Here is a 14,912-nt window from a genome sequence, read left to right as displayed (position 1 = left end):
TGACGGCTTTGTGGAATGCATAAGCCCTAAGACTATTCACTCTACTAGCTTGCTAGCTTTGGTTTATTTCCACAAACTGGCCACCTGGTCTACCAGCACTGAGCCGCTCATCCACGTCATAATTCCCACCACCAATACCCCAAACAAGGTTAGCCACAACGGATGGCGGTAGCTGCCGATGATGTTGCGGCGGTAGGCGGCCACGAGCAAGGTACCGAGGGTAATGGGCAGGATGAACCCGTTCAGGGCGCCCGCCCAGAGCAGCAGGCTCACGGGCTTGCCAATGGTGACAAACAGAAGCGTCGACAGGACGATAAAGCCGATGATCCAGCGGTTTTCGTGGGTAGCTACGCTGGGCAGCATCGATTTGAGAAAGGAAATAGAGGTGTAGGCCGAGCCGATAATGGACGTAATGGCCGCCGCAAACATCACCACTCCGAATAGCTTGTAGCCCACGGTGCCCGCCGCCAGCTCAAATACCGAGGCTGTGGGGTTGCTGGCGTCCAGGGCCAGGCCCCGGCTTACTACCCCCAGCGTGGCCAGAAACAGAAACACCCGGATCAGGGAAGCCACCGACACGCCCATAACGGCACTGCGCGACACCTCCGGCAGGGCGGCCGTGCCCTTTACGCCCGCATCAAGCAGGCGGTGGCCGCCGGAAAAGGTGATGTAGCCGCCCACCGTGCCGCCTACCAGCGTGATAATGGCTTGGTAGTTAATGGTAGTAGGCACTAGAGTGCGCAGCGCCGCTTCCGCCACGGGCGGCTGGGTGGTGAAGGCCACGTAGATGATAACCAGAATCATCACCAGCCCCATGAACTGGGCAAATCGGTCCATGAGCGGGCCGGCCTCGCGCACCAGAAAGATGGCCAGGGCCAGGGCCGCCGCCAGCACGGCGCAGAGGGTGACGGGTAGGCCCGTGAGTACCTGCAGGCCCAGGCCGGCTCCGCCCACGTTGCCAATGCTGAAGGCCAGCCCGCCCAGCAGAATCAGGAGGGAAATAAAGCCGCCCAGCCCCGGCAGCACCCGGTTGGCAATGTCCGGGGCCCGCAGCTCCGACACGGCAATTACCCGCCAGATGTTCAGCTGCACCCCAATATCCATCAGAATGGAGGTCAGAATAACAAAGCCGAAGCTAGCGCCCAAGGACTGCGTAAACACGGTAGTTTGGGTTAGGAAGCCCGGTCCTACCGCCGAGGTAGCCATCAGGAAGGCGGCGCCCAGCAGCACGCCCCAGTTGCGAGCCGGCCTCATGCGGTAGTAGGTTGAGAGTACGGGCGCACCGCAATGCCTTCTTGCTCGAGCCTGACCCGAATCTGCTGGGCAAATTCCAGGGCGTGGGGCCCGTCGCCGTGCAGGCAGATAGTATCCGCTTGCATGATAACGTCCTCGCCGGAGAGGGCGCGCACCCGGCCTTCTTTTACCATGCGCACTACCTGGGCTATGGCCGTGGCCGAATCCGTGATGAGGGCGTCGGGTTGCCGGCGGGGCGTGAGCGTGCCGTTGGGCTGGTAGGTGCGGTCGGCGAAAACCTCCTGCGCCGTGGCCAGGCCCAGCTTCCGGCCGGCGCTGATTAGGGCGCTGCCGGCCAAGCCGTAGAAGCAGGCTTCGGGCTGCACCCGGTACACAGCTTCGGCAATGGCTTCGGCCAGGGCCGGGTTCAGGGCGGCCATGTTGTAGAGGGCCCCGTGGGGCTTGACGTGGTGTAGGGTTCCGCCTTCGGCCCGCACGAAAGCGGCCAGGGCGCCCAGCTGGTACACCGTCATATCGTAGGCTTCTTCCGCCGAAATGGCCATGTCGCGGCGGCCGAAACCCACTAGGTCGGGCAGGCCAGGGTGGGCCCCGATGGCTACCTGGTGTTGCAGGGCCAGGCGCACGGTGCGCTTCATCACGGCCGGGTCGCCGGCGTGGTAGCCGCAGGCAATGTTAGCGGAGGTAACAAAGGGTAGGATGGCTTCGTCGTGGCCCAGGGAGTAGGCGCCGAAGCTTTCTCCCAGGTCGCAATTCAGGTCGACGGCGTACGGGTGGGTCATAGATGGTGAAAAAGGGCGAGGCCTCGTTGGAAGTGCTGGATGATTTTTTCCTGGCACAGGTACCAGTAATGAGCCTGGGAGAGGCTAATTTCCTGAAAGCGCAGACGGCCGCCCGGCGGCACCTGGGCCAGCTGGGAAAAATCGGCCGTAATAACCTGCGCAATGCGTGGGTAGCCCCCGGTGGTCTGGTGGTCGGCCAGCAGCACAATGGGGCCACCCGCCGCCGGTACCTGCACCGTGCCGAAGGTAACGGCCGTGGAGAGAATTTCCGGCCCCGCCAGCCGCGGTAGTTCCGGCCCCGCCAGGCGGTAGCCCATGCGGTCGGAGCTGGGCGTTACGGTAAACGCGGCTTCCCAGAAAGCCCGCTGACTTTCCTCCGAAAACAGCCCGTATTCCGGCCCCCGCACGGCCCTGATAAGTGGGGTGGCGGAGAGCGGCGGCGTGAGCGGCGGCGCGGGAAACCAGGTGGCGGCGGCCCAGCTTCGGCCGGGCCGGTGGGCGAGCAGTTGCCGGTGCAGGCGCTGCCCAGCCAAGGTGAGGCCGGCAGCTGGCACCACGTCGCCGGCCCGCAACGCCCGGCCCTGAAAGCCCCCAATACCAGCCCGCAAATACGTGGACTGGCTGCCCAGCACCGCGGGCACGGCCAGCCCGCCCGACAGCGCCAGGTAGGCCCGGCACCCGCTGCGGGCGGGGCCAAAAGCCAGCTCACAACCGCGCCGGACGGCCACAGGCCGGTTCAGGGGTAGAGGTTCCCCATCAAGAGTAGCCGATAAGTTGGCGCCAGTTAGGGCAAGCAAGTGGTCGGCTTCAAACCGGATTGTCGGCCCAAGCAAGGTGATTTCCAGCCCCGCCGCGCCTGGCCGGTTGCCCACCAGCAGGTTGGCTACGCGCAGGGCCAGCGCATCCATCGGCCCGCTCACGATAACGCCCGCCTGCCGGTAGCCCCGGCGGCCCCCATCCTGGATGGTGGTCAGCAAACCCGCCCGCAGAATGCTACAGCTCATGTTCTTGCAGGTGCGCGTACTCGTCCTGGGAAATGGGCACAAACCGCAGCCGTTGGCCCGCCCACAGCAGGCTGGGCGAGGCCGCTTCCGGCGTAAACAAGCGCCGCGGAGTGCGCCCAATCAGTTGCCAGCCGCCGGGCGTGGGCAGGGAGTAAATGCCCGTCTGCGCGCCGGCAATACCCACCGAGCCGGCCGGTACTAAGGTCCGCGGCTGGGTTTTACGCGGCGCCGTGAGCGTTGCATTCATCCCGCCCAAGTACGGAAAACCGGGGCAAAGCCCAGCATGTACACCAGGTAGTCCGGCTCGGTGTGCAGCCGAATTACCTCTTCGGGCGTGAGGCCGGTGTGGCGGGCCAGAAACTCCATATCCGGCCCAAACGGCCCGCCGTAGCACACCGGAATTTCCACCACCGCGCTGGTGGCCTCGGCATCGATGGCGGGCACTTGCTCCAGCAACTGGTGCAGCAGCTTCGCAACGCGCTTATACGGGTTTTGGCGGCCGGCCTGACTCGCCAGCCACGGGTCGTAGTACACGGTGAGGGTAGTAAAGGCGGGCACGTACTCCAGAAAACCAGGAAAGGGGTGCTGGTTGAGGTAGGCGCCCACGGCCTGAATCGTGCGGTGCGTGGCTTCGTTGATGACCTCGCCAAACTGCAGCACAACGGCCGCGTCGCCCAGGGGGTAGAGCTGGGCCAGGGGCTGCTCTGAGTTTCGGCGCAAAGGCTGGTCCATCGGCTGGTTTGCTTTACCTTGGGTGTTCGACCTGATGGAATACCTCCGGAATGAAGTTTCAATATACTACTGGTGCGTGTGCCACTGCACTGCTGCTAAGTTTGGGCCTGGCCTCCTGCGCTAAAAAACTGATGGTTTCTGCGGCAGCAACCTCGCAAGCCGGGCCGGGAACTGCGGCGGCTGCCGGCCCGGCCGTGGTGCCCGGCGTGAGCCTGGAGCTGGCCCAGGACCGCGCCCGCCGCATTTCCCGCCTGGGCTACGACCTGCACCTGACCATCCCGGCGGGCAAAGCAGCCCCCATTGCCGCCACCGAAACAGTCCGCTTCCAGCTCGCGGATGCCCGCCAGCCCGTGCAGTTCGATTTCAAGGAGCAGACCGCCAATTTGAAAAGCGTAACGGTGAATGGTCAGCCCGTAGCCATTAATCATCACAACGAGCACCTGGTGCTGCCCGCCGCTAGCCTGCAAACCGGCCTGAATGAAGTGAATATTCAGTTTGTGGCCGGCAACCAAAGTCTCAACCGTAGCGAGGATTTCTTGTACACCCTGCTCGTGCCCGACCGCGCCCGCACGGTGTTTCCGGTTTTCGACCAGCCCAACCTGAAGGCTTCCTTCACGCTCACGCTAGATGTTCCTGCCGATTGGGAGGCCCTAGCCAACGGCCCCCTGCTGGATTCCACGGTAGCGGCCGGAAATAAAACCTACCGGTTTGCGCCTTCGGATACCATTAGCACTTACCTGTTCTCGTTTGCGGCGGGCAAGTTCACGCGCCTTTCCCGCAGGCTAGGGGGTAGGGAAATGCAGTTTTTGCACCGGGAAACCGACCAGAGTAAGCTGCGCCTGAGCCTGGACCCCATCTTCCAGATTCACGCCGATGCGCTGACGTTTCTGCAGGACTACACGGGCATTCCGTACCCGTTCCGCAAGTTCGATTTCGTGGCCCTGCCCGATTTCCAGTACGGGGGCATGGAGCACGTGGGCGCCATCGATTACAAAGCCAGCACCCTGTTTCTGGACGAGGGCGCCACCCAGGACCAGAAAATAGCTCGCTCCAACCTCATTGCCCACGAAACGGCCCACATGTGGTTCGGTGATTTGGTGACCATGCAGTGGTTTAACGACGTGTGGATGAAGGAGGTGTTTGCCAACTTCATGGCCGATAAAATCACCCAGGTGGCCGTCACGGGTTCCAACTACGACCTCAAGTTCGTCATTGACCACTACCCCGCGGCCTACGGCGTCGACCGCACCAGCGGGGCCAACCCCATTCGCCAGGAGCTGGATAATTTGAAAGATGCCGGCTCACTTTACGGCAACATCATCTACCACAAAGCGCCCATTATGATGCGCCAGCTGGAGCGCCTGATGGGGGAGGAGCCCTTCCGCCAGGGCCTGCAGGAGTACCTGCGCACGTACAGCTTCGGCAACGCCACCTGGCCCGACCTCATCCAACTGCTCGACGCCCGCACCCCCGCCGACCTGCAGGCCTGGAACCAGGTGTGGGTAAACCAGCCCGGTCGCCCCCTCTTCGACTACGACCTGCAAACCAGCAACGACAAGATTACCAGCCTGCAGCTCACCCAACAGGCCGAGGACAAGTCGGCGCGGCTCTGGCCCCAGCTGTTTGAGGTGCTACTGGTGTACCCTGGCGGCCGTACGAAAGAGCTGACCGTGAACATGAACCAGCGCCAGGTGAGCGTGCCCCAGGCCGCAGGAGAACCCGCGCCCGCCTACATCCTGTTCAACTCCACAGGCCTGGGCTACGGCGTCTTTCCGGTGGATAAGCAGCTGACCGCGGGCCTGACCGCCCTGCAAAACCCGGTGGCGCGGGCCGCGGCCTACGTGAATCTCTACGAGAACATGCTCAACGGCCGCAGCATCGCGCCGCAGCAACTGTTGGCGGTGTGCCGGCAAGCCCTACCCAAGGAGAAGGAGGAATTAAACGTGAAGCTGCTCACCGGTCAGCTTACCGACATCTTCTGGAAGCTGTTGAAGCCCGCCGAGCGGGTTGCCCTGGCCCCGGCGCTGGAAAAGGAGCTGTGGCAGGTCCTGCAGCAAAACCCAGCTCCGAATGCCAAGAAGCTGCTGTTCAAGGCGTATCAGTCGGTGGCTCTCACCCAGGAAGCCCAAACGCGCCTTTATCACATCTGGGATAAGCAGCAAGCTCCGGCCGGCGTCAAGCTAACGGAAGATGACTACACGGCCCTGGCCCTGGCCTTAGCCGTGCGCGACTACCCCGCCGCTACCCCCATTCTGCCCCGGCAACTGACCCGCATCCAAAACCCCGACCGCCGCAAGCGCATGGAGTTCCTACTACCCGCCCTTTCCCCCGACGTGCCAACGCGCGACGCCTTCTTTGCCTCGCTCGCCGACGAAAAGAACCGTGAAAAGGAAGCCTGGGTAACCTCGGCCCTGGCTTACCTGCACCACCCGCTGCGAGCCGCTACCTCCGAGAAGTATCTGCCCAAAGCCTGGCCCTACTGGAAGAAATTCAGCAAACCGGCGACATTTTCTTCCCCTACTCCTGGCTCCAGGCCACGCTCGGCTCCTACCAAACCCCCAGCGCCGCCCGCACCGTCCGCGACTTTCTGGCCGCCCACCCGACCTATAATCCTAAGCTCCGCGCCAAGCTGCTCCAGACCGCCGATGACGTATTTCGGGCCGAAAAGCTGGTGCTCTAGAAACGTTTCTCAAGGCAAACACCACTGGAACGTCCTGCTGAGCTTGCCGAAGCATCTCTCCCGCTTCGTTGAATAGGTATTAAGAGGTAGTCAGAGGAGAGATGCTTCGGCAAGCTCAGCAGGACGATCTGGGAGTGTTGTTCCTACCGAGTACCCTACACCCCCAGTAACTCCCGCAGCACCGGCAGCACCCGCAGTCCGCGTTCCAGATCAACGTCAGCAGCTTGGGCTGCTGGCACGGCCGGGCCACCTACGGCTAAGGCCAGCACCTGCTGGCGTTCGGGCTGACTGAAATCGGCGAAGGAGCGGCGCAGCAGGGGTACGGTTTCCTGGAAAACGGCTTCATCGAGGCCGGAAAGCCACGCGTCGAGCAGGTCAAACAGCGTGCGATTATGAATTAGGAGCAGGCCGCTACCCCGCAGGAAGCCTTCAATCCAGGCGGTAGCGTAGTCGGTGGGTTGGGCGGGAGCCAGGGCCAGGCCAAGCAGGGTGGCCGTGTCGTCGGGGGTGAGCTGCTGGGTATCGAAGAGCAGGCGGGTAGCTGCACCGGCCAGCAGGCCACTACTGGCCGGTTGCCGGGCAATGGCGTGCAGGGCCGCCTGCCAATCGGTTTGCTCGGCGGGGTCGGGGAGCAGGCGAATAGCTTGGTGGGCCGCCTCGATACGCTCCAGAAGCTGACTGGCCGCGTCCCGGTCGAGGCCGGTACAGGCTAGGGGCAGGGAGATGCACAGGCGCGGCACCAGATGATGGACGACTTGGGCTACCTGGGTGGTTTCGGTGCGCCGCACATTGCCGTAGCGCAGCACATTTACCAGCGGGGGCAGGGCCGTGAGCAGATGGGCCACGTCGCGGGTGCCGGCGCTGATGGTTTCGAGGCGGGAGACTAGGGTAGGCAGCGCCGGGCCCAGGTCGGCGCGCAGAGCTTCTTCTAGCAGCTGACTCACCTGGCCGAGGTCGGTGGCCTGCTGGGCGCGGTGGTGGGCGGCGCCGCTGGCGGCGGCCAGAACGGTGTTTCCCCAGCGCCCGGCTTCCAGCACGCCCAGCACCATTTCGGGGCGCCATTGCAGTTCCCATACCTCGTGGAAGGTGCCGCTTTTGCCCTGTACGCGCTGCGGCTTACCCCAGCGGATGCCCAGCAACTGCAGGCGGTGCAGCAGGTGGCTGCGGCCCAGGTCGAGGTCCTTGCGCAGGTCCAGGGCCAGGGTTTTCGACAGGGCTTCGGGCTTTAGGCGGAGCGCTTTTTGCTGGAGCGCGAGGTCCTGCTGCAGGGGCGAGGCCGGTAGCTCCGCGGGTACTTCGCCTAGCTTCTCGCCAATGACTAGCTGCTGGTGCACCAGCTCCAGGGCCTCGGCGTAGCCGCCCCCGAAGATGCTCACGGCCGCTTCTTCCAGCTCCTCGATACCGGGCAAGGCCAGGCCCCGCACGGCCGCCAGGGCCTCCGCCAGCCGCACGCCCTCAATGGCATGGGCCGAAGACGCATCGATTTGCTGAGCCCGCAGCAAGTGCGCCGCCCGCACCATCCAGTGCGTTACTACCCGCTCGTGGGGCTCCTGAAACAACAGCTCGTACCAGGCCGGCGACAACACGCCCGCCCCGTAGCCCGACTGCCGGGCCAGGCGCTCGTAGGTCCAGGGCACCCAGGTGGCCTCGGTGGGCACTTTCTTCAGCCCCTTGAGGCGGACCTTGTCGGCTTTGGCGTAGTCGGGCAACTGCTCCGCGCGCAGCACCGGGGCGTGCCAGGCCCCGCACACCACGGCCACCCGCTGGTAGCCTTGCTTGAGGGTGGTGCGGAGGGTTTCGCGCATGTAGGCCTCGCGCAGCAGGGTTTCCTCCGATTCAGGCTGGGCCAGCTCCTCGCGCAGGGCCGTCATCATCTGGAGTACTACCCCAAATGTATCGGCGTGGCCGGCCGAGTGCTCCATGCGGGCTTCCCACCACCGCTCCCCGTCGGTATAGCCATCGAGGCGGGCCAGGTGGGCAATGGGGTCGAAGCGGAGCGAGGTTTCTTCGATAACCAGCGTTTCAGTTGCCTCGCCGCTCGTAGCGGGTGCTACTACTTCTGCCGCTGTGGCTTCGGTAGCGGCTGGTGAAGCAGCTGGTGCTTTGGCTGGGGCTTCTGCTGCTGGGGCCAGTTCGTGCTCCACGGTATCCGGCAGGGCAAACCGTAGGGTCATCGGTAGGTCAAAGCAGCGCAGGTGGGCGCCGTGTTGCTGGCACCAAAGGGCAGCCTGCCACTCCGGCGAGAAGTAGGCAAAGGGCAGGAAGGTAGCCTGGGCGTGCTGCTTGGGGTTGTACACGAGCAGGGCCACCGGTGGCTTCAGCGCCGGGTTAGCCGCCAGCGCCAGGGTCTTTTCCCCATCGGCTGGGCACTCCAGCAACACCATATCAGGCCGGAACTCGTCCAGGGCCTTCAGCAGGGAGGCCGTGCTGCCGGGCCCGTGGTGGCGGATGCCGTAAAGGCGCAGTTCGGTGGGCATACTTAGGGTATAAGAGTTAAAATCCGACCGTCCCAAATACCCAAAGCATTATTCTCAACCAGTAGTACCAGCTTGTTATCTGAGGTGAAGACCATTTTACTCACATGTTGGCGACGATCCGTTGGCCACGATGACATGGGTGCACACACAAGCTGCCAGGCATCTTGCTGATGCAACTCCATATTAATCGGCGCTCTGTAAATGCCGTTCTGTGAATTATAATACAGGCGGTTTTCTGTTGGGCTGTAAGCAATGGTACTGATGTATTCCCCACCTGGGTCGCCAAATACCATGGTTCTATAATTCTCACGCCAGCTGCTGTTGAAAACACGTTTCGCTTGAAGTTTGTCAAAACGGGTTATGCAACTGGAATTTGAACCATGTGCCACTGCGCCAGATAGATACATTTGGGTTTTTGCTTCACAGAAAGAATTCACGGGGCATAAACGGCCCAGCGTATCAGCAAAATCAACCGGAACGAAACGCTGCAAATTCGTATCAAATACCTGGAGGTTGCCGCCCCATTCTCCCATGTCAAAGCCAATCCATAGAATATTATAAGAGTCAAGTAACGCGGCTGATGGTTGGGGGCGCCATTTGTAATAGTGATTCAGGGTAGAGTCAGGCACGAAAGACTGATTGGTGGCCACATTCAGCAAACCGGTTTCCGTGGCTGCCCAAATCTGCTTCCGGTTGTCGCGGGCGATAAAAACAGTTTTAGGCGGCAGTTTCGCTTCATACGTGCAGGCCTGGGTTTTGGAATTGAGAAGATAGATGTCCTGGCCGCAAACAACTAGCAGCTCATCTTTACCGGTAGCATGAATACTGGTGATAGGGACTTTTAGAGTGGTGCTCAAAGGGCGTTCTTCTCCCGCAGAAGTAAAGGACGCTAAGTGCCCACTTGCGTCCACGGCCCATAAGGTACTGTCCAGTGCAACTACGTCTTTATAACCGCCATTGAGTGTTGCTGTAGGCTGCTTTGGCTTTTTTCTGCTAGTCTGTCCCACGGTACTCAGGTTCAGAATGAGCAGACTTAGCGTTAGAAGTAGTCTCATACACCAATAATCTACTCCACTACCTCCCGGCAGGCTCTATACAAATCCTTCCAGCCGTCGCGCTCCTTTACAACGGTTTCCAGGTACTCCAGCCACACTACGCGGTCCTGAACGGGGTCTTTGATGACGGCGCCGGTGAGGCCGGCGGCCAGGTCGGCGGCTTGCAGGGTGCCGTCGCCGAAGTAGGCGGCCAGGGCCAGGCCACTGTTGAGCACGGAAATGGCCTCGCCGGTGCTAAGGGTGCCGCTGGGGCTTTTGAGCTTGGTTTTGCCGTTTTCCGTCACGCCCGAGCGCAGCTCCCGGAAGATGGTCACGAGGCGGCTGATTTGCTCCAGGGCCGTGGTCGTGGGCGGTAGTTGCAGGGCCCGGCCGGTTTTCTCCACCCGCGAGTGCACAATCTGTACTTCCTCCGCTACGGAAGTGGGTAGGGGCAACACTACGGTGTTGAAGCGGCGGCGCAGGGCGCTACTCAGCTCGTTCACGCCCTTGTCCCGGTCGTTGGCGGTGGCAATAACGTTGAAGCCGCGGGTGGCCTGCACCTCGGTGGCCAGCTCGGGCACGGGCAGCACCTTTTCGGAAAGCACCGTGATGAGCGTGTCCTGCACGTCGGAGGGAATGCGGGTAAGCTCCTCCACACGCACCAGAGCCCCTTCCTGCATGCCTTTGAGCAGGGGCGAAGGTACCAGCGCCGCCGTGGAAGGCCCTTCGGCAATGAGACGGGCGTAGTTCCAGGAGTAGCGAATGGCGTCCTCTGAAGTGCCCGCCGTGCCCTGAATCAGCAGGTTGGAGTGCCCACTAATGGCCGCCGTCAGGTGCTCCGACACCCAACTTTTGGCCGTGCCGGGCACGCCGAGCAGCAGCAGGGCGCGGTCGGTGGCTAGGGTGGCTACGGCAATTTCCATCAGCCGCCGCTGTCCAATGTATTTGGGCTCGATTTCGAATCCGTTGTCCAGGGTGCCGCCCAGCAGGTAGGTCACCACAGCCCAGGGCGAGAGTTTCCAGTTCGGCGGCTTGGGCCGGTCGTCGATGTCGATCAGAGCAGCGAGTTCTTCGGCGTATTGCACCTCGGCGTGGGGGCGCAGGATGTCGGCGGCGGGGTTGTTCAGGGCCATAATCGAGGGGTTAGCGAAGGAAGAAGGGGTAGGGAATTCGGCAGAAGTGATGCGCTCTTAACCGGGCGGCTCGTTCAGGGCGGCTTCTAACTGCTGGCGAAAGTGCAGGGCGTTGAGCAGGCGGGCGAGGCTGTTGTGGAGGTAGGGCACGTTTTGCAGCAGGGGCTGCAGGGGCTGGGCGCAGAGGTCGTGCTGCGCGGCAGGCACCACCAGGGTCATATGCTCCAGCAGCTGGCTGGCGGCGTAGTGAATCCGGTGGAGTTGTTCTGGCTGGCTTAGGGCGTCACGCAGCAGTTCTACCACTCGGCGCGTCAGGCGCTCGGGCCAGGGCGCGGGCACCAGCAGTAACAGGGGCAGCCAGCGAACATCCGGGGTAAGATGAGGGGTAGCATTAAGCAGGGGCAGCACCAAATCCGTTAGCTGAGTTGCTGAGAGAAGCTTAACCAACCCAGCGGCGGGTAGGGTGATTGTCAGCTTGCGGGGCTGCTCAAAAAACCATTCCAACAGGGCAACGGCCCAGCCTGCATCGTGATGAAGAATAGCGGCTTCGGCCCAGGCGCTGAGCAATAGAGCCGCCCATTCAGTACCCGCGGCCAAGTCGAGGAGCTTGGTTGGTGCGATATTCCAGTGCCCTGACCACCGGTGGGGCGGAAGTAGAGCCACCATCTGGCCGAGCAGGGCCGCCTTGTCGCCGGAAAACCGGGTGTCGCGCTGCTCAACGCCATCGGTCAGCCAGGTTTTGTCCCAGGCTTGGGCGGGCAGTTCCAGCAGTAGCTTCTTGCTGAGCAGGCCCCGCTTGAGCTGCAGCAGGGGCTCGACGCGCTGCCACAGCCGCTCCACCAACTGGCTACCCGGCGCGCGGGCCAGGAGCAACCGGGCGGCCTGCCGGACTTCCTTGCTTTTCGACGTTAGGTACGGTTCCAGCAGGGCTTCGTCCGCTGGGCTAAGCCCCGTGCCGAGGGCTTCCAGCAGCGCCGTTTGGTTTTTAGCCGGCTCCTGGGGTAGGGTGGCGGCCAGCAATTCGCGGGCCTGAGCCGGGTTGGTGCCGCGAAGGTGGGTAAGGAAATTCACCCGCTCCCGGATCGTACCGGTTTCCCAAACCGCTTCCTCAACCGCCCGACTACCCGCTACAATAGGCTGCCAAGCTGGGTTCTGAGCGGCCAGCCACACGCCCCGTTGGCCCAGCACGGCGGCCGTTGCCGCGTGCAAGTCGGGCCGTGAGCGGGTATACTCCAGCAGCGACACCAGCAATTGGTGGGGCACCCGGCGGCCGTGGCGGGGCAGGTCTTCCAGGAAACCGCGCAGCAGGGCGGCGTGCGTGCCTTCCAGTAGTTGCGCAAGCAGCTGGGCGCCAGCCGGGCCCAAGGGCGGCGCCGTATCCGGGAGGGCGACTACGGGAATGTCAGAAGCGAAGGCCGGCGCGGGCGCGGGCCGGAAGCCGGCTTTGCGGATCAAGGATAAAGTGCCGGCGATTAGCAAAACCTGCTTTTCGCGGTAATCAGGGTGAGTGTCTGACTCTGGGAGGTTGAGGCCCGCATCCGGCAGCGCATCAGGTGCCTGGCGGCTACCGAGCAGGGCCACGCGCAGAATTCGCTGCCAGTCGGTGACCGGTTGTAGCGCGGGCGCGGGGGTAGTGGTTGGCGTCTCTGACATTAGCAGGCGGGATTGGAAACGGGCGAAGGTGCCGGCCAGGAGGCAAGCGGGCGCAGTGCCGCGCCGGTCCACTCGCCGAACACCGTGAGCGGGTACCCGCCGCTGAGGGCCCGCAACTCCCAGCCGGTCAACTCGTCGCAGCGCAGCGGAAGCGCCACCTCACGGTCCGGCTGATGCTCGATTGGGGTAGCAGGGTTACCGGGTAAGGTAGTAGAGGCGTCGGCGGTTACGCAGCCATGAGTTGGGAAGTGCAGCACCCAGTCTCCGCTAGCCGTCTGATGCGGCACGCCCCCGGCGAGCAGCACCGGCAGCTCCCGCAGCCAGGGCTGCTGGGCCAGAGCCGTAGCGTAGTCGTTGAGCAGTTGGGCGGGGCCTGTGCTACCCAGCGGGGCTAGCGAGTAAGTACCGGTAAAGGTTAGCTCGCCCGGCACGGCTCGGAGCGGCAACAGCCCCGGGTAAAACGAAAGGCTACCGGTGTAGCACCCAGCCGGCATCAGGGGCGTAGTGAAGGCCTGGCCCCCGAAGGAAAACTCCACGACCAGCGCAAAACGACCCGTTTCCTGCCCTTGCAGCCAGCTGCGGCGCACCGTCAGGCGGTCTTCTTCCGTGGTGGTTTGGCTGAGTGCCCACCACGTGTCTGCTACCCCCGGCTGGGTGGCCACCACCTCTTCTTTCTTGACGGAAACGCCCAACTGCTGCAGTATTTCCTGGCGGGTAGCAGCAGGCAGCTGCTCCAGCCGCGGCACCGTGCGCACCAGCAAGTACAACTCGCCGAGGCGGGCCAGCATGCGCTCGGGCCAGTCGGTGCCCTGGTGGCGCAGGGCCGCCAGCTCCCGAATATTAGCGGCCAGCCCCGGCAGTTGATTATCGACGAGGCGGGCGGCCTGGTTTTCCCAGAAGCTCGGGGACTGGCTTTCCGTCGCCGCCAACCCCGCCCGAATCAGGTCCAGCAGCCAGATTTCCAACTCCTCGGCCCCGCGCTGCATGCGGACTAGGCGCTGGGCTTCCCGTTTCTGCCGGGCCAGTTCCGCCTCGGAGGCCGCCCCAGAATCGTTGTTTTCAACCGGTGCCGGTAAGCCAGAGAGGTGGGCGTCCTGCTGGATGGTGCGCTGGGCTGGTTGTTTGCCGGCCGTTTGCTGACGCTTGGCTAGCCATTCCTGTAGCCAGGGCGGCGGGGTAGGGCTGCTCAGCAGTTGAGGCTGGCGGGCCAGCAGTAACAGCAGGCCCGCGCCGTGCTTGCAAGGAAACACCCGGCTGGGGCACGAGCACTTAAAAGCAGGCTCCCGTAAGTCGATGCCGGTTTGGTAGGGCGTGCTGCCGCTGCCCTTGCACTCGCCCCAGGCGGCGGTGTCGGTCTGGCCCAGGTTGCTCCACTTGGCGGGGGCGGCTAGCTCCTGGCCCCGCTTGAGGGTGCCGGGGTCGGTGATGAGGGCGCGGGCCTGTGCTTCGGTCCAGGAGGTCAATTCTTCGCAGGGTTAGGCCGGCGGGGTAGCGGGCAGGATACCGTGGCAAAGTAGCAGGTCAGAGGGGAAATTCCGCGCCGCAGTGGGGGCATTTGTGCAAGGTAGTACCGGCGTAGAAAAGGCGTTTCCACCACGGCAGGCCCGGAACGGGAAGCGGGTTGCGCGTGGCGCACATGGGGCACCGAGGGCCTGTGGTGGTAGTGCGCTGCAACTCAAACGCCTCCACTGCTTCTTGGGCCCTCTCCGCGTCAACCTCTTCAATCAGCAGTTGGTAGTACATCCCGTCACCAAAAGGAAAGGTAGGCGGCCCGCAGGTTTTAACCAGGGCCTGAACCTCTGCTGCTCGTAGCTGGTGGTACAGCTCCACCGCCTCCGCGTAGGATAGATAGTAGGCCGCGGAAATAAGCATGCAGTTACAGCAGGAAGGGGCACAACGGAATCAAAAAAGCGCAGGTTTCTGCAAAGAAAAAAGCCCTGAGTTATAGCTACTGTAGAGCCGTAAGTCGGGAAATGTTTTCCAGGAGCCCTGCTGAAAGGCCACGCTTCCCCAGCACTAGCAAGTCATAACGAAACGATGGTTTTCCTTAGCAGGGCAGCGAAAAAGTATCCTGTCACTCTAAGTTGATTGAATAACCGCCGTTTTGCCGCGGAGTTAGAGCTAAAAGCCCGTCCGGCAGAGCCGGAGGCAAAGCATTTCACGCGC

The 14,912-nt window shown here is 63.0% G+C and carries 10 protein-coding genes and 1 pseudogene; 1 reads left to right on the top strand and 10 read right to left on the bottom strand.

The window, feature by feature from the left end:
* Positions 1–63: 63 nt before the first annotated feature.
* The 4 genes and pseudogenes from MUN84_RS01010 to pxpB all read right to left on the bottom strand — a co-directional run bounded on the left by MUN84_RS01010 (position 64) and on the right by pxpB (position 3,769).
* Positions 64–1,254, bottom strand: a complete 1,191-nt coding sequence (locus tag MUN84_RS01010) for an NRAMP family divalent metal transporter (protein WP_244696259.1) — start codon at positions 1,252–1,254, stop codon at positions 64–66.
* Complete coding sequence (locus MUN84_RS01005) at positions 1,251–2,033, bottom strand: LamB/YcsF family protein (protein ID WP_244696258.1); 783 nt, start codon at positions 2,031–2,033, stop codon at positions 1,251–1,253. Before MUN84_RS01005 ends, MUN84_RS01010 begins: the two co-directional genes overlap by 4 nt.
* Positions 2,030–3,037, bottom strand: a complete 1,008-nt coding sequence (locus tag MUN84_RS01000) for a biotin-dependent carboxyltransferase family protein (RefSeq protein ID WP_244696257.1) — start codon at positions 3,035–3,037, stop codon at positions 2,030–2,032. Before MUN84_RS01000 ends, MUN84_RS01005 begins: the two co-directional genes overlap by 4 nt.
* A pseudogene (gene pxpB / locus MUN84_RS00995) lies at positions 3,027–3,769 on the bottom strand (5-oxoprolinase subunit PxpB). The gene MUN84_RS01000 and the pseudogene pxpB overlap by 11 nt, the downstream one beginning before the upstream one ends.
* Before the next feature lie 131 nt (positions 3,770–3,900).
* Here pxpB and MUN84_RS00990 point away from each other — a divergent pair.
* Positions 3,901–6,525, top strand: a complete 2,625-nt coding sequence (locus MUN84_RS00990) for a M1 family aminopeptidase (protein ID WP_317239059.1) — start codon at positions 3,901–3,903, stop codon at positions 6,523–6,525.
* A 79-nt stretch (positions 6,526–6,604) separates the two neighbouring features.
* On the opposite strand, the gene MUN84_RS00985 is transcribed toward MUN84_RS00990, so the two are convergent.
* Genes MUN84_RS00985 through MUN84_RS00960 form a run of 6 tightly spaced genes read right to left on the bottom strand, consistent with a single transcriptional unit; the run spans position 6,605 to position 14,618 of the window.
* Positions 6,605–8,926 (bottom strand): DUF5682 family protein, encoded by a 2,322-nt coding sequence (locus MUN84_RS00985; RefSeq protein ID WP_244696256.1) that lies wholly within the window; start codon positions 8,924–8,926, stop codon positions 6,605–6,607.
* Between the two features lie 2 nt (positions 8,927–8,928).
* Positions 8,929–9,933, bottom strand: coding sequence for a hypothetical protein (locus MUN84_RS00980; protein WP_244696255.1), 1,005 nt, complete (start codon positions 9,931–9,933; stop codon positions 8,929–8,931).
* Positions 9,934–9,992: 59 nt separating this feature from the next.
* Positions 9,993–11,093: an ATP-binding protein gene (locus MUN84_RS00975; protein WP_244696254.1), complete on the bottom strand. Its 1,101-nt coding sequence runs from the start codon at positions 11,091–11,093 to the stop codon at positions 9,993–9,995.
* Between the two features lie 57 nt (positions 11,094–11,150).
* Entirely contained in the window at positions 11,151–12,746 is a 1,596-nt protein-coding gene (locus MUN84_RS00970; RefSeq protein ID WP_244696253.1) for a DUF5691 domain-containing protein, read from the bottom strand.
* On the bottom strand, positions 12,746–14,209 hold the full coding sequence (locus MUN84_RS00965) for an SWIM zinc finger domain-containing protein (protein ID WP_244696252.1): 1,464 nt from the start codon (positions 14,207–14,209) through the stop codon (positions 12,746–12,748). The genes MUN84_RS00970 and MUN84_RS00965 overlap by 1 nt, the downstream gene beginning before the upstream one ends.
* A 58-nt stretch (positions 14,210–14,267) precedes the next feature.
* A complete protein-coding gene (locus MUN84_RS00960) occupies positions 14,268–14,618 on the bottom strand; it encodes a hypothetical protein (protein WP_244696251.1) in 351 nt (116 codons plus the stop codon).
* Between the last annotated feature and the right edge of the window lie 294 nt (positions 14,619–14,912).

It is taken from the genome of Hymenobacter sp. 5516J-16 (assembly GCF_022919335.1).
Lineage (GTDB): Bacteria > Bacteroidota > Bacteroidia > Cytophagales > Hymenobacteraceae > Hymenobacter > Hymenobacter sublimis.
Note: the sequence above shows the minus strand (reverse complement) of the source record. Positions and strands in the feature narration are given on the sequence as shown.

Excerpts from the sequence above, each read along its gene's own strand:
- MUN84_RS01005 (WP_244696258.1), bottom strand. The coding sequence starts at position 2,033 with ATGACCCACCCGTACGCCGTCGACCTGAATTGCGACCTGGGAGAAAGC.
- MUN84_RS00970 (WP_244696253.1), bottom strand. The coding sequence starts at position 12,746 with ATGTCAGAGACGCCAACCACTACCCCCGCGCCCGCGCTACAACCGGTC.
- MUN84_RS00990 (WP_317239059.1), top strand. The coding sequence starts at position 3,901 with ATGGTTTCTGCGGCAGCAACCTCGCAAGCCGGGCCGGGAACTGCGGCG.
- MUN84_RS01000 (WP_244696257.1), bottom strand. The coding sequence starts at position 3,037 with ATGAGCTGTAGCATTCTGCGGGCGGGTTTGCTGACCACCATCCAGGAT.
- MUN84_RS01010 (WP_244696259.1), bottom strand. The coding sequence starts at position 1,254 with ATGAGGCCGGCTCGCAACTGGGGCGTGCTGCTGGGCGCCGCCTTCCTG.
- MUN84_RS00975 (WP_244696254.1), bottom strand. The coding sequence starts at position 11,093 with ATGGCCCTGAACAACCCCGCCGCCGACATCCTGCGCCCCCACGCCGAG.
- MUN84_RS00960 (WP_244696251.1), bottom strand. The coding sequence starts at position 14,618 with ATGCTTATTTCCGCGGCCTACTATCTATCCTACGCGGAGGCGGTGGAG.
- MUN84_RS00985 (WP_244696256.1), bottom strand. The coding sequence starts at position 8,926 with ATGCCCACCGAACTGCGCCTTTACGGCATCCGCCACCACGGGCCCGGC.